Consider the following 26195-nt stretch of genomic DNA (forward strand, 5'->3'; position numbering starts at 1 on the left):
GGCGATTTGCCGGATAGTGCTTAGACTAACCGTTCTTCCAGTTGAATCGCATCATCCAGTTTACGGGACAGCATGGCATGACGCAGCAGAACACCGCCGCACGCGATCATACCGCCCAACAACGCAGCCAGAATCACGATCAACGCTTTGCCCGGGCCGTCTTTTTTCACTGGCAGCGAAGGCGATAGCTGATATTTAAACGGCATAAATTTCACATCATTGATATTCATCGCGGTCAGTTGCTCTACGTAATACTGGCGATTGCGTATTTCAGCGTTAATTTCCGCAACGTCCGTGACGGACTTTTCAATTTGCAATTTTTGCGCAATACCGTCGGCGCCCAGAGAAATAGAGAAATCCGGGTCGTCTTTTACCGCCTGACCATTACTGTAGACCGGCTTCTTAATCCCGGCGGCGTTGGCAATCTCCAGGGAATAATTAAGTCGCTGAATGTTCGCATCAAGCTGGTTGCGCAATCTCACCCGGTCCATCGCCAGTTTTTCTTTCTCGAAATGCGTTCTGGTGTCCAACTGGTTACGAATATTCTCCAGCGTCTCTTTCACGACGATGTCCGACACATACTGGATATAGCCGGCCAGCACCTTCTGCGCCTCTTCTTTCGTTGGCGCAGTAAAACTCAATGTCCACGAGGTAAATAACGACGTCTCGTTTTTCTTACCGGCGTTGGTATCCACCGCGTTCATCTTTTCACTGAGCGCAACAATCGCCCGATGCAGTTCCATTTCATCAATATCCGCCCCTTTCAATTGATCCATCACATACGGGGAGGCGCGAAGATATTCATCCAGCAGCGATGTTGAGCTGAACTTCTTAATGAAAAGCGTAAAGACGGCGTCTCGCTGCAAATTAATGTCGAGGTTCAGCACACGCAATGTGGTCAGCGTTTTTTCCAGTTCCTGCCACTGTACGGCCTCTGCCGGGGTGACAATCGCCCGACTGGTCCATTTCTGCGGCAGAATAAAGGACAGCAGAATACCTGCCAGCGCAAACGCAAAAACAGTCGCAATAATGCGATTTTTCGCCCGCCATAAAACATCAACAAGGCTTAACAAATCAATTTCATTACTGTTTGACGGCGCTAACGGATAGCCAGTAAATTCCGAATCTTTTTCCTGCTTAACATTGAGTGATGACATGTTGTGTAACCTGACATTGAGTCCAATGAATAAAAACATCCTTTCTAATATTCTAACAGCATCTCAGAATTATCCGAAACGTTCTTTGCCTGTTCCCACAGGTAGCATGCAACTTTCGGAATTTCACTAACCGTCTGATTATGTTTCACTTATGTTAAATCAATGCTGAAGACAAATAAAAAGCCCATAATAATTGGTAGCTATTATGGGCATCAGTAGAATTAGATTTTTAAAGGCGTCAGAACGCTTCGCTTACTGGTCGAGCAATGCGCGAATAATCGGCCCGATATTCTCAAACGCGGCAGGTGAAATAATATCGACGTGGGCGCAATCCTGGCGATAGATATCCAGTTCTGCCATCCACGGCGCCCAGCTGCGTTCAGGACTTATTCCTTCCGGCAGGGTACGCTCCGCGACAAACAGCGTTGCGCGTCCATCGAACGGTACGCTATGCGCGGTTGTCAGAAGCCGCACGGCATCGGCGTAGTTTCCTTCGATGGTGCTGAATAACTCCCCGGAGGCATTTCCCTGTTGCGCAGCAAGGAACGCTTCGCGTTCACGCGCGATCTCCGCTAACACTTCAGGGTCCAGACCATTGGCCTCTTTTTCCTGCCAGTTTTGCGTTTCCGGCGGCCAGGTATCCAGCAGCCCGAGGAAGGCAACCGTTTCGCCACGCGCACGCAAGCGCGCCGCAATGCCCTGGGCCAGCGTTCCGCCCAGCGAATACCCCAGCAGGTAGTAAGGCCCGTGCGGCTGCTGCGCCAGCAGCGTTTCCAGATGACGCTCACACACCTCATCCAGATTCGTGGCCGTTTGCATCGGTCCATCAGGCCTTGGCGACTGAATCCCCGTAATCGACCAGTGTAGGCTGAGATAACGAGCCAGCACGCTAAACTGCCAGGCAAAACCGGACGCCGGATGGAAGCAGAATAACGTTGGTCCACTGCTTTCACGCAGCGGCAGGAGCGTTTCAAAGCCCAGACGCTGAGATTGCTCGTCATCGGCGGAATCCAGCAACGCGCTAAGCTGACCAACGGTTGACGCCACCATCACCTGCCCCGGCGTCACCTGACGCCCGGACGCGCGGCTCAACTGCGCGGCGAGTTTCATCGCCAGTAACGAATGCCCGCCCAGCGCAAAGAAGTCGGCCTCCACATCATTGACCTCACAACCCAGCAGGTCGGCAAAGGCGTCAGCCACCGTTTTTTCGGTCCCTGGTAAGGGCGCGCGCCCCGGCGTACGTTGCGTCAGTTGCGGCATCGGCAGCGCTTTACGATCCAGTTTCCCGTTTGCGCTGAGCGGCAGTTCCACAAGCTGTAGCAGAACCACAGGCACCATATGCGGCGGTAATGTCTCGCGTAACCGTTCCTGAAGCGCCGGAATATCCAGCGGTAAGCCGGATTGTGACACCAGATAGCCTACCAGTTGGCGGGCATCGCCTCCTGTCGCGGCCGCCTGGTTAAACACGCAGGCGTGAGCCACGGCGTGCTCGACGTCCGGCAGCGTTTGCATAACCCGATCAATCTCGCCCAGTTCAATGCGCTGACCACGAATTTTTAGCTGATCGTCGCTGCGGCCAAGGTACTCTACCGCGCCATTTTCCAGCCAGCGCGCCACGTCTCCGGTGCGATACATGCGTTCGCCCGGCATAAACGGATCGGCAATAAAGCGACTCGCCGTCAGATCCGGGCGCCCCAGATACCCCTGCGCCAGCTGGATGCCGGTCAGGTATAAATCACCCGCGGTGCCCGGCGGCACCGGGCGCATCATCGCATCAAGAATGCGCAGCCCGGTATTCCAGACCGGATAGCCAATCGGCACGCTGTTTCCGGTGACATCCGCCAGTTCTTTGCCGCAGGCGGGATACCAGCTGACATCCACCGCCGCTTCCGTCGGCCCGTACAGATTGTGCAGCGGCGCGCCGGTCAACTGTTCCCACTCGCGGCACAGCCCGGTGGGCAGCGCCTCGCCGCTACAAAATACGCGCTGTAGCGTAGCGCAGCTTTCATGAGCGGATTCAGGGGTGAGCGAGGCGACGAACGCCGCCAGCATTGACGGGACAAAGTGGGTGGTGGTCACACCATACTTCGCAAAGAAATGCTGCATGGCAATCGGATCGCGGTGCGCGTCCGGCTCCGCCATCACCAGCTTCGCCCCGGCAATAAACGGCCAGAAGAACTCCCACACCGAAACATCGAAACTGCACGGCGTTTTTTGTGCGACCACATCCTCTGCCGTTAACGGATAGTGATCCTGCATCCACAGCAGGCGATTCACGATCGCGGTTTGCCCGACCATTACCCCTTTCGGCCTGCCGGTCGAACCGGATGTAAAGATGATGTATGCCGTATGGTGCGGCAACGACAACGCCAGCGATTCAGCGCCGTTCGTCGGCAGCAGCGCGTTGTAGCACAGGCTTTCTACGCCGGGGATATCGTTAAATCGCGGCAGTTGTTCTGCGGTTGTGATCAGTAATTTCGGCTGCGCGTCTTCGAGCATCATTCGCAGACGATCGTCTGGATACCCCGTATCTAACGGCAGCCAGGCGGCTCCGGCCTCCACAATGCCGTGCAGCGCCAGCGTCAGGAAAACCGAGCGCGGCAACGCCACCGCGACGCTGTCGCCCGGTTTAACGCCACGTTCACGCAGCAGGTGCGCCAGGGCGATCACCTGCTCGCGCATCTCCTGATAACTGAGCTGATGGCGCGCATCAGCCAGCGCGGGCGCGTCCGGCGTTTTGCGTGTCTGTTCGTCAACCAGCGCGCTGAGCGTCGTGAGCGGTATGCTTACCGCCGTATCATTAATCTGCGCCAGTTGCGCATATTCGGCAGGCAGGAGCATTTCGGCATCGCCGCAGCGCAGCGCCGGATTGCCCGCAAACTGGCGTATCAGCGCCGTCAGCCGCGACGCATGGCAGGATAACGTCGCCTCATCATAGCGCTGTTTGTTGGCTAAGATTTCAATGCTCAGGCCGCCCTCTTCATCCGGGAACAGCGCCAGTTCAAGATCGTTAACCGGGCCGGTCGCCAGCGTATGGGTTTGCGCCTGTACACCGGGAATATCCAGTTGATAATCAAAGACCTTCACGTTCAGTACCGGGCCAAACAGCGGTTCTTCACCCGCCGCGCGGCCGCTGTCGCGAACGATCTGTTCGGCGTCATAACGCTGATGGCGACGCATTTTTTTCATCTGCCCGGCAAGACGCGTCGCCAGTTCCGGCAGCGTTTCCGCCGCATTAATGCTTACCCCTAACGGCAGGACGTTCAGTACCGGGCCGGTCGCCGTTAACGCCGCCGAGCCCATACGCCGCATGAATATAAATCCGGCAGCATAGTCCATCCGGCCGCACAGGCGGCCCAGCCATAGCGCCACCAGCGCCAGCGCTAAATCCGCACGTTGAATATCAGACATGCGTGCCGCCAGCTGACGGAAAACACCGTCGGGCACATCCAGTTTCATACGCAAAATATCGGCGCTGGCCGCCCGCCCGGGAAGCGGCGCAGCCGACAGCGAAGCGGGAGGCGGCAACTGGCGACGCTGCTCCGCCCAGAAGGCGCCATCGCGTTGATAAGCCTCGCTCTCACGGTAACGCTGATACTCCTCCACCACGTCAGCAAATGGCGTAAACGGCGAGTCGGGCGTCTGGGCGTTACACTGCCAGGCGCGGTAAATCGCCGCGATCTGACGGGTTATCGCCGGGAAACTGAAGCCATCCACCAGTAGATGGTGATAACGCTGATACCAGTACCAACGGGTATCATCGACCTGAATCAACTGGTGGAACGCCAGCGGTTTGCCGCCATCAACGCGTAAATTTTGTCGCAGATCGGCCTGCATCCGCGCCAGCGCCGCCGCATGCGGATCGGGCTCGTCACGCAGATCGATAAGCTCGGGTTGTGCAAACGTGAATGCCGGGTCCACCCACTGCCAGACCTCGCCGTTATCTTCAGTAAATCGCATACGGAGGGTATCCGCTTGCGCCATACCGGTTACTACCGCCTGCGCCAGCAGAGGGGCATTCAGCGTGCCGTGTAATTCCACATAGTGCGCCACGCTCCAGGCGGAAGGCAGCGTAGAGAGTTTTTCCGCCATCCAGATCCCTGGCTGGGCGGCCACTAACGGTAAACGCGTGGTCATTGAGCCTCCTGCGCAGCGGCGTAATGGGCGGGAGTTAGCGTGGTCCAGTGCGCATCCAGCCACTGCTGGCAAAGCGCCTGCGATTGCGGTTCGCACACCACCTGCCAGCCCGCAGGGAGAGAACACTGCTGTGGCCAGAGGCTAAATTGACGCTGCGGGTTTTGCAGAATGTAAAATTGTCCCTGCGGGTTATCGAAGGGATTACTGAATTCCATACTCAACTCCTGTCGTGGAAAATCGCCAGCTACAGCGTGTCGGTTAACGGTTGCCAGAGGGTCATCAACCCCTGCATTAATCCGCCACGCCAGCAAAGCGCATCATGTCCGCCGTCAACCTGACGCCAGAAAACCGACTGCTGCGTAGTGTGTAGTTGGCTGTAAAGCGCCTGATTCGCCCGGAAAATAAGCGGCTCTCTGATACCGGCCTCCAGCACGATGCGCAACCCTCTGGCGGTCAATGTGCCCGCCTTCAGCTGTTCAATAATCTCGCCTTCCCGATCTGCGCCGCGCTGCGGCCACCAGAACGATCCCGACTGGCTCAGTACGCAGCCAAAGCGTTCAGGCCAGTTCAGACCGGCATACAGCGAGGAGAGCCCGCCAAAACTCTGCCCGGCGACGATCGTCCTTTTTGCACAATCGCTGAATGGCGCAACGGTTTTCACCAGCGGCAGGAGTTCTTGTTGTACCGCCAGCCAGAAATCGGCATTGCAGGGCAGTTCACGGCTACGGTGGGGGGTATCAATGGCATCAATCAGCAGGTAGACCGCAGGAGGGAGCTGACGCCGCCGGGTCAGTGAGGTGAGCGCGGGCCAGACGGGCATGCTTTCCGCCCAAAACTGCCCGTCGAGCAGAATCGCTAGCGGACGTTCAGGCCGGGCGTCGCCGGTCGTGAACACCCACACGCGACGCGTATTGCCCAGCCGCTCGCTGCGCCATTGCAAACATACCGGGGGAGCTGACGGATTTTCAGTCTTATCCCAGCCGGGTTGTGCTGGCGCGCCAGGCATTTCCAGCGCGGAAACCGCATGGCCCCGCCCCCCCTTCCAGCTCACCGGGTTAAGAGGATCGGCAATCGCCTGCGGCAATAACTGACGCCAGCCTTCACGCAGCGTGGTTCTGTCAGGCGTTTCGTCTACTGCCAGAGAAGCAAAAATATCATCGCGTTCAGAAGGGATGAAACAGTAACTGCCACGCCAGTCGGCGCTTAATGTCGTGCTCCATCGCCAGACATCCGTGCCCGCAATACGCTGCATGGATTGCGGAACCGCATTCTGATGATGGTCGGTGACGCCCGTAATGTAGACCCATACGCGGCGAATTGAAGAGCGGCTTTCCGTCCCCTGCGGATCGCGCCACCAGAAAGTCACCCGATATTTTTCGTCTGTTTCACGCTCCCATTCGGGACCGTGTTTTGACTGCCACCAGGTCTCACTTCCTGTCGTTAACGCCGTCACCGTCATAACCTCATGTTTATTGTGTAATTTTTTATTTAATGATGAAATATATTGATAATATTATTGATAACTATTTTCATTTGCAATAGCGTATTGTCGCGCCGTGGGAAGCGCGAACATTATTTCACCACCCAGGCTGGGTCTCTCATTCGTGCATTGACGCCACGTTCAAATGAGAAACACAACCTGAAACCTGCACTGCGTGCTTTTTCTGGAATGTATGGCTTTCGCAGATGCGGGCGACATCAGGCTAAACACCTCACCACGAGAGTTTGGCGCATGTGGCTAAATAAAGATAAGCAGGAAACACAATGAACAATAAGATTCATTCCCTGGCCTTACTGGTCAATCTGGGAATTTATGGGGTCGCTCTGCCTGTTATGGCGGAGGAGACCACTGATAGCGCAGCGCTTCATGAAGACACCATCGTGGTCACCGCCGCCCAGCAGAACCTCCAGGCACCGGGCGTATCGACCATCACCGCCGACGAAATCCGTAAAAATCCTCCCGCTCGCGACGTTGCCGAAATCATCCGCACCATGCCGGGCGTGAACCTGACCGGTAACTCAACCAGCGGCCAGCGCGGCAACAACCGCCAGATCGACATTCGCGGCATGGGCCCGGAAAACACCCTGATTCTGATCGACGGCAAACCGGTGACCAGCCGCAACTCCATCCGTCTGGGCTGGCGCGGCGAGCGTGACACCCGTGGCGATACCGGTTGGGTGCCGCCAGAGATGATCGAACGCATTGATGTGATTCGTGGCCCTGCGGCGGCACGTTACGGCAACGGCGCAGCGGGCGGCGTGGTAAACATCATCACCAAGAAATTCGACGATCAGTGGCACGGTTCGTGGAACACCTATCTGAATGCGCCGGAACACAAAGACGAAGGTTCCACCAAGCGCACCAACTTTAGCCTGAGCGGCCCGCTGGGCGGCGAATTCAGCTTCCGCATGTACGGCAACCTGGATAAAACTCAGGCCGACGCCTGGGACATCAACCAGGGCCACCAGTCTGAGCGTACCGGCGCCTACGCCAACACCCTGCCAGCTGGTCGCGAAGGGGTTGAAAACAAAGATATTAATGGTGTCGTACGTTGGGATTTCGCGCCAATGCAGGCGCTGGAGTTTGAAGCAGGCTACAGCCGCCAGAACAACCTTTACGCGGGTGACACCCAAAACACCAATAACGACAATGCCCTGGTGAAGAAAAACTACGGTAAAGAGACTAACCGTATTTATCGCCAGAACTTCGCAGTGACCTGGAACGGCGGCTGGGATAACGGTATCACCACCAGCAACTGGGCACAGTATGAGCACACCCGCAACTCGCGTCTGGGCGAAGGGCTGGCGGGCGGTCTCGAAGGGTTGTTCAACAGCGACGAATTCACCGACACCGACCTGGCCGACGTGATGTTGCACAGTGAAATTAACCTGCCGCTTGATTTCATCGTTAATCAAAACCTGACGCTGGGTACTGAGTGGAACCAGCAGCGTATGAAGGATTCCGCCTCGAATACTCAGGCTCAACAGGGCGGAGCCATTCCAGGCATGAGCGACGATCGCAGTCCGTACTCATCCGCAGAAATCTTCTCCCTGTTTGCCGAGAACAACATGGAGATAACTGACAGCACCATGCTGACCCCGGCGCTGCGCTTTGATCACCACACTATCGTCGGCAACAACTGGAGCCCGTCCCTGAACCTGTCGCAGGCGCTGGGCGATGATTTCACCCTGAAGATGGGTATCGCCCGTGCCTATAAAGCACCGAGCCTCTATCAGACCAACCCGAACTACCTGCTGTACAGCAAAGGCCAGGGTTGCTATGCAAGCTCCGATGGCGTCGGTTGCTACATGATGGGTAACGATGACCTGAAAGCGGAAACCAGCGTCAACAAAGAGATTGGTCTTGAGTGGAAACACGACGGCTGGCAGGCCGGTGTGACCTGGTTCCGTAACGACTACCGCGATAAGATTGAAGCGGGCTATGCGCCAGTCGGCCATACCTCTTCAGGTAAAGTGCAAACCGATATCTACCAGTGGGAAAACGTGCCGAAGGCCGTGGTAGAAGGTCTGGAAGGATCGTTGAATATTCCGGTCAGCGATGCGATAAACTGGACCAACAACATTACCTACATGCTACAGAGCAAGAACAAAACAACCGGCGATCGTCTGTCGATCATCCCGGAGTACACGCTGAACTCAACCCTGAGCTGGCAGGTACACCAGGATGTGTCAGTGCAGTCAACCTTCACCTGGTACGGCAAGCAGCAGCCGAAGAAATACAACTATAAGGGCCAGCCTGCTACCGGCTCTGAGAAAGATGAAGTTAGCCCGTACAGCATTGTCGGCCTGAGCGCGACCTGGGACGTAACCAAAAACGTCAGCCTGACCGGCGGCGTGGATAACGTCTTCGACAAGCGTCAATGGCGTGCGGGGAATGCCCAGACCACGGGTAACGACACGACCGGCGCTTATATGTACGGTGCAGGTGCTTACACCTACAACGAGCCGGGTCGTACATGGTACATGGGCGTTAACACGCGCTTCTGATAACGACCACCCTCTCCCTGAACGGGGAGAGGGTTTTTATGAGAAACCATGCGAACCACTTACACCCCCCTCTCTTTTTCCCGCCACAAACTTCATCTTATCGGGTTCGATATCGATAGCTTCCACGAACACGATCTGCTCTGGTTGCCGCACCATGCGCAGCTGCTTCCCGCCGGGCGAAAACGTCAGGCTGAACATTTAGCGGGACGTCTCGCCGCGTTTCATGCTCTGACTGAATATGGGCACAAAACCGTACCCGCTATCGGCGATAAACGGCAGCCCTTGTGGCCGGAAGGTCTGTTCGGCAGTATCAGCCACAGCGCCGCCACGGCGCTGGCAGTCGTCTCCCTCACTCCGGTAGGGGTTGATATCGAAGCAATCTTCACGCCTCAAACGACGGCAGAACTCACCAGCAGTATCGTCGATAACGATGAACAACGCGTTTTACAGCGCAGCCCTCTCCCTTTTCCGCTCGCGTTAACCCTGGCGTTTTCCGCCAAAGAGAGCGTCTATAAAGCGTTCTCCGATCGCGCGGCAACGTTACCGGGTTTTGCCAGTGCCAGGATCGTTTCAGTGACGAAAACACATCTAACCATGCAAATGACGTCGGCGTTTTCGCCGCAGCTTGCTGATTGCACAGTGGATATTTCGTGGCGTGAGTACGACGGTCAGGTCATTACGCTCTGCGCGTCCGTCCTGTAGAATTTGCCCGCAGCCATTGCTGACTGCGGAGCACAAAAATTGCCATAAAAGCGTATTTCGTCAGCATATATCGCCTCCATGCGAAGAAGAGACTAACAAGCCGAATTGTCGTGTTCGGGTTGTTAGCCTCAAGGTTGACGGAACTATTTTCAGAAAACGTGAGATCCGCTTACATTCCCGGGAACAACACCCCGTTGCCAGGCGCTTCACGATCCAGATGAATAAAGTTCAGATGACGTTCATACTGATCGAGAATGTCCGTAATCACCTGCTCTTTGCTGTAGTCCATCAGGTCATTTCCCTGGCTTCCTTCCAGCAGGAACGTTTCCAGCCGGTAATAGCTCGACTTGCCGCTACGCGCCCGGTAGGTAAAGCCGGGGATTGCGTACTGCTGCGGCCAGATCTGATAGATAAAGTTGCGCTCATCGCCCATGTGAACCCGTAGATCCAGATGACCAAGGTTTTCCCCTTCCTGCGGCGGCATACTTTTCAGCTCCACCGATGCGCCGCGCAGTTGCAGTTCATGGGCGACCTCTTCCATTGCCGGGAAACATACCTTCTCCATCATTTCGCGGGTATAGCGTGTTCCCGGGTAGTTCATCAGGCGCGACAGTCGTTTTTTCCAGCTCAGCCGGTCCTGCACGCCCATCGGACGCGGCGCGGTATGACGACTGGCGCTTTCCCGACGATAATCTTCAACTTTCAATGATTTATACAATCCCGCCATAATGAAGAAGATCACAAAACTAAACGGCAGCCCCATGATTACCGTCGTGTTTTGCAGCGCTGAAATCCCGTTGGTCATCAGCATCCCCAGCGTCAGCAGGCCAATCGCTACCGACCAGAAAACACGCAGCCAGGCTGGCGCATCGCTGTTGATGTCTTTCAGTTTTGAGGTGAAATTGCCCAGCACCAGCGCACCGGAGTCCGCCGATGTCACGTAGAACAACAGACCGGTGATTGTGGCGACAGACGCGCTGAAGGTGAAGGCCGGATACTGCGCCAGCAGGCTATAAAAGCCGCGCTCAGGGTGCGCCATCGCTTCCTCGGCAAAACCGGCATCGCCATGAATGATTTCATACAGCGCGCTATTGCCAAACACCGACAGCCACAGCAGGGTGAAAGTGAACGGGATAATCAACGTACCGAAGACAAACTGGCGAATGGTGCGGCCACGCGAAATACGCGCCAGGAACAACCCGACAAACGGCGACCACGCAACCCACCACGCCCAGAAAAAGAGCGTCCAGTTGTTCATCCACTCAACCGGCCTGTCGAACGCAAAGCTGTTCAACGTCATCCCCATAAAGCGGTTAACGTAGTCGCCCACATTCAGCACCAGCGCATTGAGCAGGAATGAGGTGTCCCCCATAAACAGCACAAAGAGGATCAACCCCAGCGCCAGCAGCACATTCAGCTCCGACAGAACCCGAATGCCTTTGTCCACGCCAGAAGTCACCGAGATCGTGGCGATCACCACCGACAGCACAATCAGCGCCGCTTTGGCCGCCATTGAATCCGGGATATCAAACAGCACGCTCAGACCGTAATTGAGCTGCACCACACCAATCCCCAGCGTCGTGGCGATACCAAAGATGGTGCCGATAACCGCGGCAATATCCACGCTATGCCCAATCGGCCCGTTGATGCGCTTACCGAAGATCGGATAGAGCGCTGAGCGAATGGTCAGCGGCAGGTTATAGCGATAGCTAAAGTAGCCAAGCGCCATCCCCATTAACGCATACATCGACCAACCGGTCAGGCCGTAGTGAAACAGCGTCCAGACCATCGACTGGCGGGCGGCTTCAATGGTCTGCCCTGCCCCTTCCGGCGGCTGCATATATTGGGTGACGGGCTCCGCCACCGAGAAGAACATCAGGTCGATGCCAATCCCGGCGGCGAAAAGCATTGCCGCCCAGCTTAGCAGACTAAATTCCGGCTTTGACTGCTCAGGCCCAAGCTTGACGGAACCGAAACGCGAGCAGGCAATGAATATGACAAAAACGATATAGAGCGTGGCGGCCAGCAGATAGTACCAGCCAAACGTTCTGGAGACCCAGTTCAGCGTGCGGCCGATCCAGACTGCGGAGAAATCACTAAAAAAAATGGTCGTCAGGGAAAACAACAAAATCAGTCCGGCAGACGTATAAAACACAACGGGATTGATTTTGTCCTTTTCTCTGTTCTGAGCAAGGTTCGTCATCGATTACCTCTGATTAAGTAACGGTGACTACTCTGTCGAGCAGCTAACTTTTTGAGATTCTGTAAGGCGATGGCATTTTTAACAGATTTGCAAAAATAGCCTTATTAACAGAAATGATGATATTTTCAATCTATTGTTTTTATTAATTTTATCTAATATCCCATTACATTCCCCTTACCTGTTAACCGCCAAATTGATAACAATTAAGACACATTTTATATTGAACGTCCAATCAAAAAACGGTTTAATACATAACCATAACTGATGACTGGAGCGATAAAAATGCCCAAAGTGGGGATGCAAACCCTTCGTCGCAGGCAACTGATTGACGCCACCCTGGAGGCCATTAATGAAGTCGGGATGCATGACGCGACCATTGCGCAAATAGCCCGACGAGCAGGCGTGTCGACCGGCATCATCAGTCACTATTTCAAGGATAAAAATGGATTGCTGGAAGCGACGATGCGCGACATCACCAGCCAGCTTCGCTATGCCGTCCTGCGTCGGTTGCATGCCCTTCCAGAGGCCAGCGCAGAATTGCGTTTGCGCGCCATCGTAGCGGGCAACTTTGACGACAGCCAGATAAGCCAGGCCGCGATGAAAGCCTGGCTCGCATTCTGGGCAAGCAGCATGCATCAGCCGATGCTCTACCGCCTGCAACAGGTCGCCAGCAAGCGGCTACTGTCAAACATTGTGTATGAATTCAGGCGCGAACTTCCGCGCCAGCAGGCTCAACAGGCCGGCTATGGCCTGGCGGCGCTTATCGATGGGCTGTGGCTACGCGCCGCGCTGAGCGGAAAACCGTTTAATCTCAGTCTCGCTCAGGCGCTGACCACCCATTTCATCAGTCAGCATTTGCCGAACGCCACTGACTAACCGAGGAGAACCCATGCCCCGAATGGCAGAACAACAGCTTTATATTGACGGCGCATATACTGCCGCTACCAGCGGTCGCACCTTTGAGACGATCAATCCCGCTAACGGCGAGGTACTGGCTACCGTACAGGCCGCAGGCCGCGACGATGTCGATCGCGCCGTGAAAAGCGCGCAGCGCGGGCAAAAAATATGGGCCGCGATGAGCGCAATGGCGCGCTCGCGAATCCTGCGTCGGGCAGTTGATATTCTGCGTGAACGCAATGACGAGCTGGCGCAACTGGAAACGCTCGATACCGGTAAACCACTGAGCGAAACCGCCAGCGTAGACATCGCCACCGGCGCTGACGTGCTTGAGTATTACGCCGGGCTGATCCCTGCCCTGGAAGGCAGCCAGATCCCGCTACGCGAGACGTCATTCGTCTACACCCGTCGCGAGCCGCTGGGCGTGGTGGCCGGGATCGGCGCATGGAACTACCCCATTCAAATCGCCCTGTGGAAATCCGCTCCGGCGCTGGCGGCAGGCAATGCCATGATCTTCAAACCCAGTGAAGTCACGCCGCTAACCGCGTTAAAACTGGCGGAAATCTACAGCGAAGCCGGTCTCCCGGACGGCGTGTTCAACGTGCTGCCAGGCACCGGCGCGGAAACAGGGCAGTTCCTGACGGAACATCCTGATATCGCCAAAATCTCCTTCACCGGCGGCGTCGCCAGCGGCAAGAAAGTGATGGCCAATTCAGCGGCTTCATCGCTGAAAGAGGTGACGATGGAGCTGGGCGGCAAATCACCGCTGATTATCTTTGACGACGCGGACCCCGACCTCGCGGCGGATATCGCCATGATGGCGAACTTCTTCAGCTCCGGCCAGGTCTGCACCAACGGCACGCGCGTATTCATTCCGGCGCACATGAAAAGCGCCTTCGAGCAAAAAATTCTGGCGCGCGTAAGCCGCATTCGCGCAGGCGATCTGTCTGACCCGGCAACCAATTTTGGCCCACTGGTGAGCTTCCCTCATCGCGACAACGTTCTGCGCTATATCGCCAGCGGAAAAGCGGAAGGCGCAACGCTGCTTTGCGGCGGCGACGTATTAAAAGGCGAAGCGTTTGATAACGGCGCCTGGGTCGCCCCCACCGTATTCACCGACTGCCGGGATGAGATGACCATCGTACGCGAAGAAATTTTCGGCCCGGTGATGTCCATTCTGACCTACGAAAACGAAGAAGAGGCGATCCGCCGCGCCAATAACACCGATTACGGACTGGCCGCCGGGGTAGTGACAGCCGATCTCAACCGCGCTCATCGCGCAATCCACCAGCTTGAAGCGGGGATCTGCTGGATCAATACCTGGGGGGAATCTCCTGCTGAAATGCCGGTCGGCGGCTACAAGCATTCCGGTATTGGTCGCGAGAACGGCATCATGACGCTGCAAAGCTACACCCAGGTGAAGTCCATCCAGGTTGAGATGGGTCAGTTTCAATCCATATTTTAACCAGGAGGTTTGTTTGCATTTTGACTACATCATTATTGGCGCCGGTTCGGCGGGCAACGTACTGGCAACACGGCTGACTGAAGACAGCGACACCACCGTGTTGCTGCTGGAAGCGGGCGGCCCGGACTACCGTGCGGATTTCCGCACCCAGATGCCTGCCGCGCTGGCGTTTCCGCTACAGGGTAAACGTTATAACTGGGCGTATGAGACCGAACCGGAGCCGCATATGAACTACCGCCGCATGGAGTGCGGCCGTGGTAAAGGGCTGGGCGGCTCATCGCTGATTAACGGCATGTGTTACATTCGCGGCAACGCGATGGATCTCGACAACTGGGCGCAGGAGCCAGGCCTCGAACACTGGAGTTACCTCAACTGCCTGCCCTATTACCGCAAGGCGGAAACCCGTGATATCGGCCCCAACGACTACCACGGCGGCGACGGCCCGGTAAGCGTCGCCACGCCAAAGCACAATAACAACCCATTGTTCCATGCGATGATAGAAGCGGGCGTCCAGGCGGGATATCCACGTACCGACGACCTCAACGGCTATCAGCAGGAGGGGTTTGGGCCGATGGACAGAACCGTGACGCCGCAAGGACGACGCGCCAGTACGGCACGCGGGTATCTCGATCAGGCCAAAGGTCGGCCGAATCTGACCATCATCACCCATGCGCTGACCGACCATATTCTATTCGAAGGTAAAAAAGCGTCAGGCGTTGAGTGGCTGGAAGGCGACAGCACCATCCCGACCCGGGCGATGGCGCGTAAAGAGGTGTTGCTGTGCGCGGGCGCCATTGCGTCGCCGCAAATCCTGCAACGCTCCGGCGTGGGTGACGCATCGCTACTGAAAGCGTTTGATATTCCGCTGGTGCACCACCTGCCGGGCGTGGGTGAAAACTTGCAGGACCATCTGGAGATGTATCTACAGTATGAGTGCAAAGAACCCGTCTCTCTCTACCCGGCGTTGCAATGGTGGAACCAGCCGAAAATTGGCGCTGAGTGGTTATTTGGCGGCACCGGCGTGGGCGCCAGCAACCATTTTGAGGCAGGTGGATTTATCCGCAGCAGCGAAGCGTTTAGCTGGCCGAATATTCAGTATCACTTCCTGCCGGTGGCGATTAATTACAACGGCTCGAATGCGGTGAAAGAACACGGTTTTCAGTGCCATGTCGGTTCGATGCGCTCACCCAGCCGTGGGCATGTGCACATTAAATCGCGCGATCCGCGCGAGCATCCGGCCATTCTGTTTAACTATATGTCTACCGGGCAGGACTGGCAGGAGTTCCGCGATGCCATACGCATCACGCGTGAAATCATCAACCAGCCTGCGCTGGACAAATACCGTGGACGAGAAATCAGCCCTGGCATTACGTGCCAGACCGACGAACAGCTGGATGCGTTTGTGCGCGACCATGCGGAGACCGCGTTTCATCCTTGCGGCACCTGCAAAATGGGTTACGACGAAATGGCGGTAGTCGACGGCGAAGGCCGGGTTCACGGCGTGGAAAATCTGCGCGTGGTGGACGCCTCCATTATGCCGCAAATTATCACCGGCAACCTGAACGCCACCACCATTATGATCGGCGAGAAGATGGCCGATGCGATTCGTGGCCGCGAACCGCTGGCAAAGAGCACCGCAAGCTATTACGTCGCAGGTGATGCGCCCGTGCATCAGCCGCCGCTGCGTTAATCCCACCTCTTTTTCCCGCTCTGCTGCTGAGCGGGAAAAGACCACGCCCCCCCTCCTCCTCCCTGACATCTATACTCAACGCAACGCCCTGACAAAAGAGAACGTTATGCCGCTACCCGATTTTCACGTTTCCGAACCGTTTACGCTGGGAATTGAACTGGAAATGCAGGTGGTCAATCCGCCGGGTTACGATTTAAGCCAGGACTCTTCCACCCTGATTGACGCCGTCAAATCCCAACTCACCGCCGGAGAAGTGAAGCACGATATCACCGAAAGCATGCTTGAGATGGCGACGGGAGTCTGCCGCAACATTGACCAGGCGGCGGCGCAGTTCTCCGCCATGCAGCAGGTGATTTTGCAGGCTGCCGCAGACCATCATCTTGAAATCTGCGGCGGGGGCACGCACCCTTTTCAAAAGTGGCAGCGCCAGGAGGTGTGCGACAATGCGCGCTACCAGCGTACGCTGGAAAACTTCGGTTATCTGATTCAGCAGGCGACGGTATTTGGTCAGCACGTCCATATTGGATGCGCGAACGGTGATGACGCTATCTACCTCCTGCATGGTCTGTCGCGCTTTGTTCCTCACTTTATTGCGCTGGCGGCGGCATCGCCGTATATGCAAGGGTCAGATACCCGTTTTTCCAGCGCCCGGCTGAATATCTTCTCAAGCTTTCCTGATAACGGCCCGATGCCGTGGGCCAGCAACTGGCAGGAATGTGAAGGGCTGTTCCGCCGCCTCGCGTACACCAGCATGATCGACAGCATCAAAGATCTGCACTGGGATATCCGTCCCAGCCCTCACTTCGGCACGGTAGAAGTTCGGGTAATGGATACGCCTCTGACCCTTGCTCATGCGGTCAATATCGCGGGGCTGATTCAGGCGACGGCCCACTGGCTGCTGACCGAGCGCCCGTTCAGGCATCAGGAGCGGGATTATCTGCTGTACAAATTCAACCGCTTTCAGGCTTGTCGGTATGGCCTGGAGGGAACATTGACCGATGTCCACACCGGCGACCATCACCTGCTGTCTGATGACACGCTGCGCCTGCTGGAGAATGTTGCCTCCTCCGCAGATAACGTCGGCGCCGCCAGCGCCATTAACGCTCTGCGCCTACAGGTGAAAAACGGGCTGAATGAAGCGCGGCAGATGCGGGAGTTTGTGACGGATGGCGGTTCGCTGATTGGGCTGGTGAAAAAACATTGCGAGATCTGGGCGGGTCAGTAGGCGACGATTTGCGTTACCCGGCGATATCCCGGACAATGGCTTTTTAACTCAAGTTTAACAATGCCATGAAACACCCGCTTGAATCGTTGATGACCGCTGCTGGCATCCTGCTGATGGCTTTTCTCTCCTGTCTGCTGCTGCCTGTGCCCTCGCCGGGCATGGTGCTGGCGCAAAAGCTGGTTGCGACCTTCCATTTAATGGATCTCAACCAGCTTTACACCCTGCTGTTTTGCCTGTGGTTTTTAACGCTTGGCGCTCTCGAATATTTCGTGATCCGCTTTATCTGGCGTTGCTGGTTTTCGCTGGCTGACTAAGCCGGTGAAATCCCGCATACCGTGAACCAGCGCTTCACACCACGCGGCGTAATCGTGCCCGCTTGACCACGGATGAAAACTCACCGGATAGCCTTTTTCACGTAGTACCTGCGCAAATTCCAGCGTGTTGCGATAAATACCGCCGTCCGGGCCTTTGGTTTCAAAGCGGCCGGCCTGCAACCAGAAGCGGACAGGATAACGCGGCGAATTCTGGTACTGACGCGTCAGCCAGCTGGCCTCCTCGTCTTTTGGCGCCCACCAGTACGAACCGGATAAACTCAGCACGTTACCGAACAGACGCGGATAGCGCAACGCGACCCAGGATGACGCCAGCCCGCCATAGCTGGAGCCCGCCAGCACCGTTTTTTGTCGTTGCGTGGTCACCCCCTGCTGACGCAGCCAGGGCAATAATTCATGCGCCATAAAGTCGGCAAAATCAGGGTTCGGCGGCAGCTCTTTCGCCCGTCTGGCGTGATCGAGCGTATCAATAAACACCACGTTTATCGGCGGCAGTTGATGGCGCGCGATCAGCCCATCCAGCACGCGATCGATATGGTAATCATCAAGATACGTTTTGCCGTCAAACAGCATCAGCGTCCAGCGTGCCGGTTGCGCGCTGTGTGGGCGATAAATCGCAATTTCACGACTGTTGCCCAGACGTTCGCTGAACAATGTTTTGCGCGTAAGCGAACCGTAACGAACAGGCTGCGCGGTAGCTTGCGCAGAGCAAAACCGCACGGGACTCAGATCGAGAAGGGAAAACTGATTCCAGCGATCGGCATACTTCTCGCCAAGCGTCAGCGGGTTAAGCGGATCTCTCTGCGCGCTGACCAGAATCGCCCGCCGCTGATCGCGCGGCGAACCGTTCACCAGCGGAACATCCGGCGCCAGTTTGTACTGCATTACCGTATCCGCAGGCACCACATAGCTGCGGAACCAGACGTCGGAATCGCCCAGGCGGAACAGGGGATCGTGATCGCCTGCCGGAGAACCGAGAATAAAAACGTTCTGCTTCGCACCGCGCCACAGAAACGTAACCCGCTTATGGCTGTCGTCAACCGGCTCCACCAGCGGCGTGCCGTTGCGCTGTAGATCCTGCCAGAAATGGGCGGTTCCGGCGCCTACCGCCAGCGCTTTTTCCAGTTGCTGCAAGGTTGGGCTGACGGGAGCGACGCGCTGTATTTTCGGCAGCGGCGTGGTTTCTTTCATCTGCCATGTAAACCGCCAGCGAGCGCCCTCATTACCGTGCAACACCAGCGAGGTGGCCTGTTGTACCGGCAACGAAAACAACAGCTGATGCTCGCCATCGGCCGGGCCACCTTCCAGTAAAGTACGGATGCGACGGTTCTGACCGTCCAGCAAACGAGCATCGGTAATCCCCGACAGGGTGGCCGAAACATAATTTTCACTCAGCGCGGGAAGCACAAAGCAGATCTCGCCGCTGGCATCAAATTTCCCCTGCTGCTCTCCCTGAACGGAGGGCGTCGAACACGGCATCGCCTGAGCCGACATCGTCCCCAGCCCAATCACCAAACCACTCCATGCCATCTTCATTAACGGTGCTTTCCTGATGAAATTTGTTAACAACGCTAATGCAAATGGTAATGATTTGCAATAACATCTGTCGCGTTTAATGAGGATGGCAGTCCGGCATTTGTCTGACAGGACGACCGGACAATTTCAGGTATGGCATAGAAAAGGATGCTAAATGATATTTAAAAATAACAAGATAATGCAGCTCTGGGTTCTCAGCCTGGCGACCGTCAGTACGACGACGTTTGCCAAAACGCAGGAGGAGACCATTCTGGTGACGCAAGGCGTCAGCCAGGAACCCACTGCGCCGGTGAAGGGAATGGTGGCGACCAAAACCCTGTCGGCAACCAAAACCTCCGCGGAGCTGGTGAAAACGCCGCAGTCCGTCTCCGTCGTTACCCGCGACCAGATGGACGCGCTGGACGCCACCTCCGTCTCCCAGGCGCTACGCTACACCGCCGGGGCATTTACGGAGTATCGCGGCTCATCCAACCGTAACGATGAAGTGTTTGTACGCGGCTTCAGCTACGTTCCTAAATTCCTTGATGGTTTGAGCTTTGGCGCAACGGCGTCATCGCAAACCGGCACCGTTGATCCGTGGCTGCTGGAGCGGGTAGAGCTGGTGCGCGGCCCGGCTTCGGTTCTGTTTGGCCAGGTGAACCCCGGCGGGCTTATCAGCATGACCAGCAAACGCCCCACCAGCGAACCGATTCATAAGGTTCAGTTCAGCACCGGTAATCGCGATCTGGCGGAAGGCGCATTTGATTTCGGCGGCCCGCTGAGCGATGACGGCCGGGTACTGTATCGCCTGAACGGGATCGCCCGCACTCAACATAACCAGGTTGAAGACTATAAAGATTCGCGCGTCGCGATTGCTCCGGCTATCACCTGGTATCCAAACGATCAGACCCGTTTCACGCTGCTGACCAGCTACCAGAAAGATCCCGATGCGGGCTACCGTAACTTCCTGCCTGCTTATGGCACCGTCACCAGCGCTAACGGAAAATATATTCCGCTCGATTTTAACGTCAGCGATCCTGATTACGATCAGTCATGGCGTGAGCAGACGATGGTGGGTTATGAGTTTGAACATCAGTTCAATGACATGATGACCTTCCGCCAGAACGCCCGCTATGCCAGCATCAAGCAAAAATACCGCTATCTGGTTTACTTCAACAGCAAACCGGAAAGCACGCTGCTCAGCCGTCGCGCCCAGCATGAGGAGCGCACGACCAATGAGTTTGGCATTGATAACCAACTGGAAGCACAGTTTGCGACCGCGCAGATGAACCATACGCTGCTCGGCGGGCTGGATTACAAGTCCAGCAACGACAAGCAACTGTTAATGCGCGGTTCCGGCTCGCAGTACGATATGGACTGGACGCACCCGGTTTATGGCGTAAACGTCGATGAAAGCACCTTCAGCACCGCCAGCCACGAACAGCAGAACCTCGATCAGATGGGCCTCTATTTGCAGGATCAGATGAGCTGGAACAACTGGGAGCTGCTGCTCTCCGGGCGCTATGACTGGACGGAAGTTCGCACCACCGATTACATCAACAGTGAGAAAACGCAGCAGAACGACAACAAGTTCACCTGGCGTACCGGCTTGCTGTATGCCTTTGATTTCGGCCTCTCGCCGTACATCAGCTACAGCACCTCGTATGAACCTAATCTGCAAACCAACCGCGCGCCGGGCAGCGCGCCGTTTAAACCCACTACCGGTAAACAAACCGAAGTGGGCGTGAAGTATCAGCCGGTGGATAACACGCTGATGTCGCTGGCGTTATACGATCTCAAACAGAGCAATGTGTCCACTTACAACAGCACGCTGGGCTGGTTCGAAAACGCGGGGGAAGTGCGTTCCAAAGGCGTGGAAGCGGAAATTCACTCTTCACTGTGGGATAGCGTCAACCTGATTGGCTCGTATACCTACACGGATGCGGAAACCGTCAACACCACGGTAGCGGGTACGGAAGGGAAAACGCCTGCCCGTATTCCTGCCCACATGGCTTCCGCCTTCGCCAGTTATACCTTCCCCGGCGGCCCGCTGAAAAGCCTGACGACCGGCGTGGGCGTGCGCTACATCGGCACCAGCTACGGCGATGCGAAAAACACCTTTAAAGTGCCGGCGGTGGATCTGTATGACGCGATGGTGAGCTACGAACTGGGAGAACTGAACAGCAGCCTGAAAGGCGCAGCCGTACAGTTTAATGTCAATAATATCGCCGATACGAAATACGTGGCCTCTTGCGCCAGCGACACCGCCTGCTTCTATGGCGTAGGTCGCACGGTTACGGCAACAGTGAGCTATTCCTGGTAAGAAAGATTCCCGGCAGCCAGGCGCTGCCGGGGAAACTCAGTGCGTACGGCTGTGATTCTCTTTACGGTAGGCGCCCGGCGGCTGATTAAAGGTTCGGGTGAAGATCCGCGTAAAGGTCTGCTGCGAATCAAAACCGTACTTCAGGCAGATGTCATACACCCTTTGGTCAGTATCGCGTAAATCACGCGCCGCCAGCCGCAGCTTACGCTCCCGGATATAGCGCCCCAGACTCTCCCCTTTGTACTGCATAAACAGGCGTTGCAGATGCCATTTGGAGTACCCGGCGTGGCGGGCAATATCATCAATGCGCAACGGTTGATTTAAATTATCATCAATCCACTCGACAATAGTGTCGATTACCTGAGCGGAAATGGTCATCGTGCTCTCCCCCTCCGAAAAATGGTCGCTTATTCCCACCAGGCCGTAAACTGCTGGGTCGGATCGGCCAACATCACCGGTTCACCCAGCGTCGGCGTCAGCAGACGGTAGCGTTTATGACGACTCGCCAGCGCCAGACGTTTATACGGATCGTCCCAACTGTGTTTCGCCAGGACAAAACGCCCGGCATGACCGGGTAAAATCGCTTTTGCGCGCAGGTCCTGCGCCGCCTGCGCGGTCTCTTCCGGCATCATGTGAATGTATCGCCAGTCCCGGTCGTACTGACCGTTTTCCATGATGGCCAGATCGACTGAGCCGAACTGTTCTCCAATCGCCTTAAAATGCGGCCCGTAACCGGAGTCCCCGCTGTAATAAACCTTCTGCTCAGGCGTCTCAAACATAAAACTCGCCCACAGCGTCTGGTTACGTTTGAGCCCCCGACCAGAAAAATGGCGCGCGGGCAGGACGTGGATCAGCAGCGCGTCATCGATCCTGACGGACTGGTTCCAGTCGCGCTCGTCGATAATCCCGCCATTCATGCCCCAGTAGCGCAAATGCGATCCCACACCCAGCGGCGTAATGACCCGCTTAATCTTCGGCATCAGCGCTTTGATGGTGGCGTAGTCCAGATGGTCATAGTGATCGTGCGAGATGATCAGCAGGTCGATCTCCGGCATATTTTGCGCCGTCCAGGGGTAGTCTCCGGCAAAGGCTTTATTCAGAAACGAAAACGGCGCCGCATAGCTGCTGAATACCGGGTCGATCAGAATGCGTTTTCCCGCCAGTTGCAGATACCAGGAGGAATGGCCCAGCCAGATGAGCGTGTCCCGATCGCGCGGTACGCTGGCGAGATCGGTGTTTACCAGCGGCAACGGCTGGGCAGGCCGCGCGTTTTCACGTTTAGCGACCAGAAACTCCCACCATGCGGCGAGCATCCCCTTATCCCCGGTGTAACCGGGAGTGGGTAATTGATTATGAAACTGTCCATCACGATAGTGTGGAGACTGTTCCACCAGGCTCAGTTGAGCGCCCTGCGGCACCTGACCAAACCCGGCGTTAAGGACAAACGGCAGACTCGCTGTAGAAGCAATAAGCATAATAACAACCACACAAATTGTGAGACGCTTCATATCCTGATCCGAAAACGCGCCCCTTTCCGCTGGTTTGCGCGACTGTCACTTGATTATGAGTGAGTAAGCACTCATTATAGAAAGCGAAGGAATCTCGTCAAGATGATTTTCAATCTTTGACATTCACCGTTGCGGCGCTGCAAAGAGCGTGTTTCAATCGTGTTTTTTACATCATTAAGGGTAAAGTGTAGTGGCTCGTCCGAAGAGTGAAGACAAAAAACTGGCGTTACTGGAAGCCGCAACAAAAGCGATCGCGCAATCCGGCATTGCCGCCTCCACCGCCGTCATTGCTCGCAACGCAGGTGTTGCTGAGGGAACATTGTTTCGCTATTTCGCGACAAAAGATGACTTAATCAACGAGCTTTATCTGCATTTGAAGCAGGATCTCTGCCAGTCGATGATGGCGAATCTGGACCGTTCAATCACCGACACCAGAACCATGACGCACTTCATCTGGAACAGCTACATCAACTGGGGCCTGAACAACACTAACGGGCACCGCACCATCCGCCAGCTTGCGGTTAGTGAGAAAATCACGAAAGAAACCGAGCAACTGGCAGACGATATGTTCCCGGAACTGCGCGATCTCTGCCATCGCTCGGTTCTGCCCATTTTCATGTCTGACGAATACCGTGCCTTTGGCGATGCCCTGTTCCTCACCCTGGCGGAAACCACGATGGAATTTGCCGCCCGCGATCCGGCCCACGCAAATGAGTACATCTCGCTGGGTTTTGAAGCGATGTGGCGCGCCCTCACCCGCGAGGAAAAATAATGGACGGCCAGACGCTGCACCGTTGTGCGAAACGCATCGCGCTCGAACTGCCTTTCACCGAACACTGCTGGCCGTTCGGCCCGGAGTTCGATGTCTTTAAAGTCGGCGGCAAGATATTCATGATCGTTTCAGAACAACGCGGCCGTCGATTTGTGAACCTGAAATCCGATCCACAGAAATCCCTGTTAAATCAGCAGATTTACCGCAGTATTGAACCCGGTTACCACATGAACAAAAAACACTGGATTTCCGTTTACGCAGGAGACGATATCACACCGTCGCTGCTTGCCGACCTGATCGGCGACTCCTGGAATCTGGTGGTGGATGGTCTGGCTAAAAAAGATCAAAAACGTCTGCGCCCCGCCTGATTTATCGTTGATATCGATAAGTGTTTTCGCACTTTTCTCTCTTATCTTTTATGCGCTAACCCTGTACCCTGCTGGCACGAAAACGCACCCGCAGGGTATTAAAAAACATCAGGAGTATTTATGGATATCGTTTCTGTCGCCTTAAAACGCTACTCCACTAAGGCGTTCGATCCCAGCAAACAACTGACCGCAGACGAAGCGGAAAAACTCAAAACATTGCTGCAATATAGCCCTTCCAGCACCAACTCTCAGCCGTGGCATTTCATCGTCGCCAGTACCGAAGAAGGGAAAGCGCGCGTTGCGAAATCCGCCGCCGGTAATTTCGTGTTTAACGAGCGCAAAATGCTGGATGCTTCCCATGTCGTCGTGTTTTGCGCAAAAACCGCAATGGACGACGCCTGGCTGGATCGCGTTGTCGATCAGGAAGATGCCGATGGCCGTTTTGCCACGCCGGAAGCCAAAGCGGCAAATAACAAAGGCCGTCGCTTTTTCGCGGATCTGCACCGCCGCGACCTGAAAGATGACGATCAGTGGATGGCGAAACAGGTATACCTGAACGTTGGCAACTTCCTGCTGGGCGTCGCCGCGATGGGTCTGGACGCCGTACCGATTGAAGGCTTCGACGCCGCGGTTCTTGACGCTGAATTTGGCCTGAAAGAGAAAGGTTATACCAGCCTGGTCGTGGTGCCTGTCGGCCATCACAGCGTAGAAGATTTTAACGCTGCGCTGCCGAAATCCCGCCTGCCGCAGGAAACCACCCTGACGGAAGTCTGATTTCTTGTTATGCCGGATGGCGGCTGCGCCTTATCCGGCCTACGGAGCATACGCTATTGTAGGCCCGGTAAGCGCAGCGCCACCGGGCATATCGCCTTATCCGGCCTACGGAGCACACGTTATTGTAGGCCCGGTAAGCGCAGCGCCACCGGGCATATCGCCTTATCCGGCCTACGGAGCACACGTTGTTGTAGGCCCGGTAAGCATAGCGCCACCGGGCATTTTACTGCTTATCCAGCCACGCCAGCGCCTGTTCTCCGGCCTCATCCATCGGTAAATACACCAACAACCGGGAGCCGTTACGCGGTGCGGAATACCAGTACATCTGCTGCAAACTAAAACGCCCTAACCGGGGATGGAGAAAATTCTTCACCTGGTTTTCCACGCCACGCACCTCATAACGCTGATGCCATAACGCTTCAAACTCGGAAGATGCGGCGAAAAAGCGCGCCAGTTTATTTTCCCACCCCGGATCGCCACGGTGTTCCGCCATTGCCGCACGGAAATAAGAGACAAACGTCGGCAGCACGTCGCGGTTTTCTATGCGACTGCGCCAGGTTTCGTTGGTGAGGTAGAGGTAAATACAGTTGCGATCGTCATCCGGGATCGTGGCAAAATCCACGCCCATCAGCCGACAAAAACTCTCATTCCACGCCACAATATCAAAATTAGGTTTCTGAATGCTGGCTGGCTGCGGCATCAGGCTGTCAAGCATACGGCGGGTTCCCGCGCTGATCCCCTCGCACACGGTGATCTGCGTCGATTCCGGCGGCGTCAGCCCGGCCAGTACAAACAGGTGTCGGGTTTCCAGCGGGCTGCATTGCAGCGCATTCGCAACGCCAACCAGTACCGACTCAGAGGGATTCACCTCCCGCCCCTGTTCCAGCCAGGTGTACCAGGTCACGCCAACTTCCGCCAGCATCGCCACCTCTTCGCGGCGCAGACCGGGCGTTCGCCGCCGACCGACGCGCGGCAGCCCCATACGTTGCGGATCGAGGCTTTCCCGCCGGGCGCGTAAAAATGCGCCGAGCTGCTTCCGGTTGTCTGCGGGTTGCATCACCGTGGGCTCACGTCGCGTCATCACCGTCATATTACCTCCAGCATGGTAGTACCAATACC

20 protein-coding genes are annotated in these 26195 nt (G+C 56.0%); 11 read left to right on the top strand and 9 right to left on the bottom strand.

What is annotated here, in order from left to right; translation table 11 throughout:
- Positions 1–20: 20 nt before the first annotated feature.
- The 4 genes from wzz(fepE) to fes form a co-directional block, all read right to left on the bottom strand.
- Positions 21–1157, bottom strand: coding sequence for an LPS O-antigen length regulator Wzz(fepE) (wzz(fepE), locus tag FD428_RS15400; protein WP_047458238.1), 1137 nt, complete (start codon positions 1155–1157; stop codon positions 21–23).
- Positions 1158–1409: 252 nt separating this feature from the next.
- The gene (entF, locus tag FD428_RS15405) at positions 1410–5294 is read right to left on the bottom strand and encodes an enterobactin non-ribosomal peptide synthetase EntF (RefSeq protein WP_114847752.1); all 3885 of its coding nucleotides are present in this window, start codon (positions 5292–5294) and stop codon (positions 1410–1412) included.
- Complete coding sequence (locus FD428_RS15410) at positions 5291–5509, bottom strand: MbtH family protein (RefSeq protein WP_058668745.1); 219 nt, start codon at positions 5507–5509, stop codon at positions 5291–5293. The genes entF and FD428_RS15410 overlap by 4 nt, the downstream gene beginning before the upstream one ends.
- Positions 5510–5538: 29 nt before the next feature.
- A complete protein-coding gene (fes, locus tag FD428_RS15415) occupies positions 5539–6753 on the bottom strand; it encodes an enterochelin esterase (protein WP_123907524.1) in 1215 nt (404 codons plus the stop codon).
- Between the two features lie 305 nt (positions 6754–7058).
- Between fes and FD428_RS15420 the strand changes: the two genes are divergently transcribed.
- Together FD428_RS15420 and entD are read left to right on the top strand one after the other, a co-directional pair.
- Entirely contained in the window at positions 7059–9302 is a 2244-nt protein-coding gene (locus FD428_RS15420) for a TonB-dependent siderophore receptor (RefSeq protein ID WP_114847751.1), read from the top strand.
- Positions 9303–9350: 48 nt separating this feature from the next.
- Complete coding sequence (gene entD / locus FD428_RS15425; protein WP_114847750.1) at positions 9351–10004, top strand: enterobactin synthase subunit EntD; 654 nt, start codon at positions 9351–9353, stop codon at positions 10002–10004.
- Positions 10005–10173: 169 nt separating this feature from the next.
- Here the strand turns inward: entD and FD428_RS15430 are convergent, their stop codons facing one another.
- Positions 10174–12207, bottom strand: coding sequence for a choline transporter (locus tag FD428_RS15430; RefSeq protein ID WP_047458253.1), 2034 nt, complete (start codon positions 12205–12207; stop codon positions 10174–10176).
- 282 nt (positions 12208–12489) lie between these two features.
- Here FD428_RS15430 and betI point away from each other — a divergent pair, with 282 nt between their 5' ends.
- The 5 genes from betI to FD428_RS15455 all read left to right on the top strand — a co-directional run bounded on the left by betI (position 12490) and on the right by FD428_RS15455 (position 17798).
- Positions 12490–13083: a transcriptional regulator BetI gene (gene betI, locus FD428_RS15435; RefSeq protein ID WP_024130562.1), complete on the top strand. Its 594-nt coding sequence runs from the start codon at positions 12490–12492 to the stop codon at positions 13081–13083.
- Positions 13084–13096: 13 nt separating this feature from the next.
- A complete protein-coding gene (gene betB, locus FD428_RS15440; RefSeq protein WP_114847749.1) occupies positions 13097–14569 on the top strand; it encodes a betaine-aldehyde dehydrogenase in 1473 nt (490 codons plus the stop codon).
- Between the two features lie 13 nt (positions 14570–14582).
- Positions 14583–16259 carry a choline dehydrogenase gene (gene betA / locus FD428_RS15445; protein WP_114847748.1) on the top strand — a complete coding sequence of 559 codons (1677 nt, stop codon included), beginning with the start codon at positions 14583–14585 and terminating at the stop codon, positions 16257–16259.
- 106 nt (positions 16260–16365) lie between these two features.
- Positions 16366–17484: a YbdK family carboxylate-amine ligase gene (locus FD428_RS15450; protein WP_110494557.1), complete on the top strand. Its 1119-nt coding sequence runs from the start codon at positions 16366–16368 to the stop codon at positions 17482–17484.
- A gap of 65 nt (positions 17485–17549) precedes the next feature.
- A complete protein-coding gene (locus FD428_RS15455) occupies positions 17550–17798 on the top strand; it encodes a DUF1158 domain-containing protein (protein ID WP_114847747.1) in 249 nt (82 codons plus the stop codon).
- Here the strand turns inward: FD428_RS15455 and FD428_RS15460 are convergent.
- Complete coding sequence (locus FD428_RS15460; protein ID WP_114847746.1) at positions 17727–19352, bottom strand: alpha/beta hydrolase-fold protein; 1626 nt, start codon at positions 19350–19352, stop codon at positions 17727–17729. The genes FD428_RS15455 and FD428_RS15460 overlap by 72 nt on opposite strands.
- Before the next feature lie 157 nt (positions 19353–19509).
- Here FD428_RS15460 and FD428_RS15465 point away from each other — a divergent pair, with 157 nt between their 5' ends.
- Positions 19510–21654, top strand: coding sequence for a TonB-dependent siderophore receptor (locus FD428_RS15465; RefSeq protein ID WP_114847776.1), 2145 nt, complete (start codon positions 19510–19512; stop codon positions 21652–21654).
- 36 nt (positions 21655–21690) lie between these two features.
- On the opposite strand, the gene FD428_RS15470 is transcribed toward FD428_RS15465, so the two are convergent.
- Together FD428_RS15470 and FD428_RS15475 are read right to left on the bottom strand one after the other, a co-directional pair.
- On the bottom strand, positions 21691–22032 hold the full coding sequence (locus FD428_RS15470) for a RamA family antibiotic efflux transcriptional regulator (RefSeq protein ID WP_024130566.1): 342 nt from the start codon (positions 22030–22032) through the stop codon (positions 21691–21693).
- A gap of 29 nt (positions 22033–22061) precedes the next feature.
- Positions 22062–23162, bottom strand: a complete 1101-nt coding sequence (locus FD428_RS15475; RefSeq protein ID WP_012133420.1) for an MBL fold metallo-hydrolase — start codon at positions 23160–23162, stop codon at positions 22062–22064.
- Between the two features lie 190 nt (positions 23163–23352).
- On the opposite strand from FD428_RS15475, the gene FD428_RS15480 reads away from it, so the two are divergent.
- From FD428_RS15480 to nfsB, 3 genes are all read left to right on the top strand, one after another.
- Positions 23353–23934 carry a TetR/AcrR family transcriptional regulator gene (locus FD428_RS15480; RefSeq protein ID WP_012133421.1) on the top strand — a complete coding sequence of 194 codons (582 nt, stop codon included), beginning with the start codon at positions 23353–23355 and terminating at the stop codon, positions 23932–23934.
- Positions 23934–24302, top strand: coding sequence for an MmcQ/YjbR family DNA-binding protein (locus FD428_RS15485; protein ID WP_047458270.1), 369 nt, complete (start codon positions 23934–23936; stop codon positions 24300–24302). The genes FD428_RS15480 and FD428_RS15485 overlap by 1 nt, the downstream gene beginning before the upstream one ends.
- A 120-nt stretch (positions 24303–24422) precedes the next feature.
- The gene (nfsB, locus tag FD428_RS15490) at positions 24423–25076 is read left to right on the top strand and encodes an oxygen-insensitive NAD(P)H nitroreductase (protein WP_047458272.1); all 654 of its coding nucleotides are present in this window, start codon (positions 24423–24425) and stop codon (positions 25074–25076) included.
- Positions 25077–25299: 223 nt separating this feature from the next.
- Here nfsB and FD428_RS15495 read toward each other — a convergent pair whose 3' ends face one another.
- Complete coding sequence (locus tag FD428_RS15495) at positions 25300–26166, bottom strand: helix-turn-helix transcriptional regulator (protein WP_049010291.1); 867 nt, start codon at positions 26164–26166, stop codon at positions 25300–25302.
- Positions 26167–26195 lie beyond the last annotated feature (29 nt).

This window comes from Citrobacter sp. TBCP-5362, assembly GCF_005406305.1.
Lineage (GTDB): Bacteria > Pseudomonadota > Gammaproteobacteria > Enterobacterales > Enterobacteriaceae > Citrobacter_B > Citrobacter_B koseri.

Bases quoted from the DNA above. Each gene is read 5' to 3' on its own strand.
- entF (WP_114847752.1), bottom strand. From the start codon at position 5,294: ATGACCACGCGTTTACCGTTAGTGGCCGCCCAGCCAGGGATCTGGATG.
- FD428_RS15410 (WP_058668745.1), bottom strand. From the start codon at position 5,509: ATGGAATTCAGTAATCCCTTCGATAACCCGCAGGGACAATTTTACATT.
- fes (WP_123907524.1), bottom strand. From the start codon at position 6,753: ATGACGGTGACGGCGTTAACGACAGGAAGTGAGACCTGGTGGCAGTCA.
- FD428_RS15420 (WP_114847751.1), top strand. From the start codon at position 7,059: ATGAACAATAAGATTCATTCCCTGGCCTTACTGGTCAATCTGGGAATT.
- entD (WP_114847750.1), top strand. From the start codon at position 9,351: ATGCGAACCACTTACACCCCCCTCTCTTTTTCCCGCCACAAACTTCAT.
- FD428_RS15430 (WP_047458253.1), bottom strand. From the start codon at position 12,207: ATGACGAACCTTGCTCAGAACAGAGAAAAGGACAAAATCAATCCCGTT.
- betI (WP_024130562.1), top strand. From the start codon at position 12,490: ATGCCCAAAGTGGGGATGCAAACCCTTCGTCGCAGGCAACTGATTGAC.
- betB (WP_114847749.1), top strand. From the start codon at position 13,097: ATGCCCCGAATGGCAGAACAACAGCTTTATATTGACGGCGCATATACT.
- FD428_RS15450 (WP_110494557.1), top strand. From the start codon at position 16,366: ATGCCGCTACCCGATTTTCACGTTTCCGAACCGTTTACGCTGGGAATT.
- FD428_RS15455 (WP_114847747.1), top strand. From the start codon at position 17,550: ATGAAACACCCGCTTGAATCGTTGATGACCGCTGCTGGCATCCTGCTG.
- FD428_RS15460 (WP_114847746.1), bottom strand. From the start codon at position 19,352: ATGAAGATGGCATGGAGTGGTTTGGTGATTGGGCTGGGGACGATGTCG.
- FD428_RS15470 (WP_024130566.1), bottom strand. From the start codon at position 22,032: ATGACCATTTCCGCTCAGGTAATCGACACTATTGTCGAGTGGATTGAT.
- FD428_RS15475 (WP_012133420.1), bottom strand. From the start codon at position 23,162: ATGAAGCGTCTCACAATTTGTGTGGTTGTTATTATGCTTATTGCTTCT.
- FD428_RS15485 (WP_047458270.1), top strand. From the start codon at position 23,934: ATGGACGGCCAGACGCTGCACCGTTGTGCGAAACGCATCGCGCTCGAA.
- nfsB (WP_047458272.1), top strand. From the start codon at position 24,423: ATGGATATCGTTTCTGTCGCCTTAAAACGCTACTCCACTAAGGCGTTC.
- FD428_RS15495 (WP_049010291.1), bottom strand. From the start codon at position 26,166: ATGACGGTGATGACGCGACGTGAGCCCACGGTGATGCAACCCGCAGAC.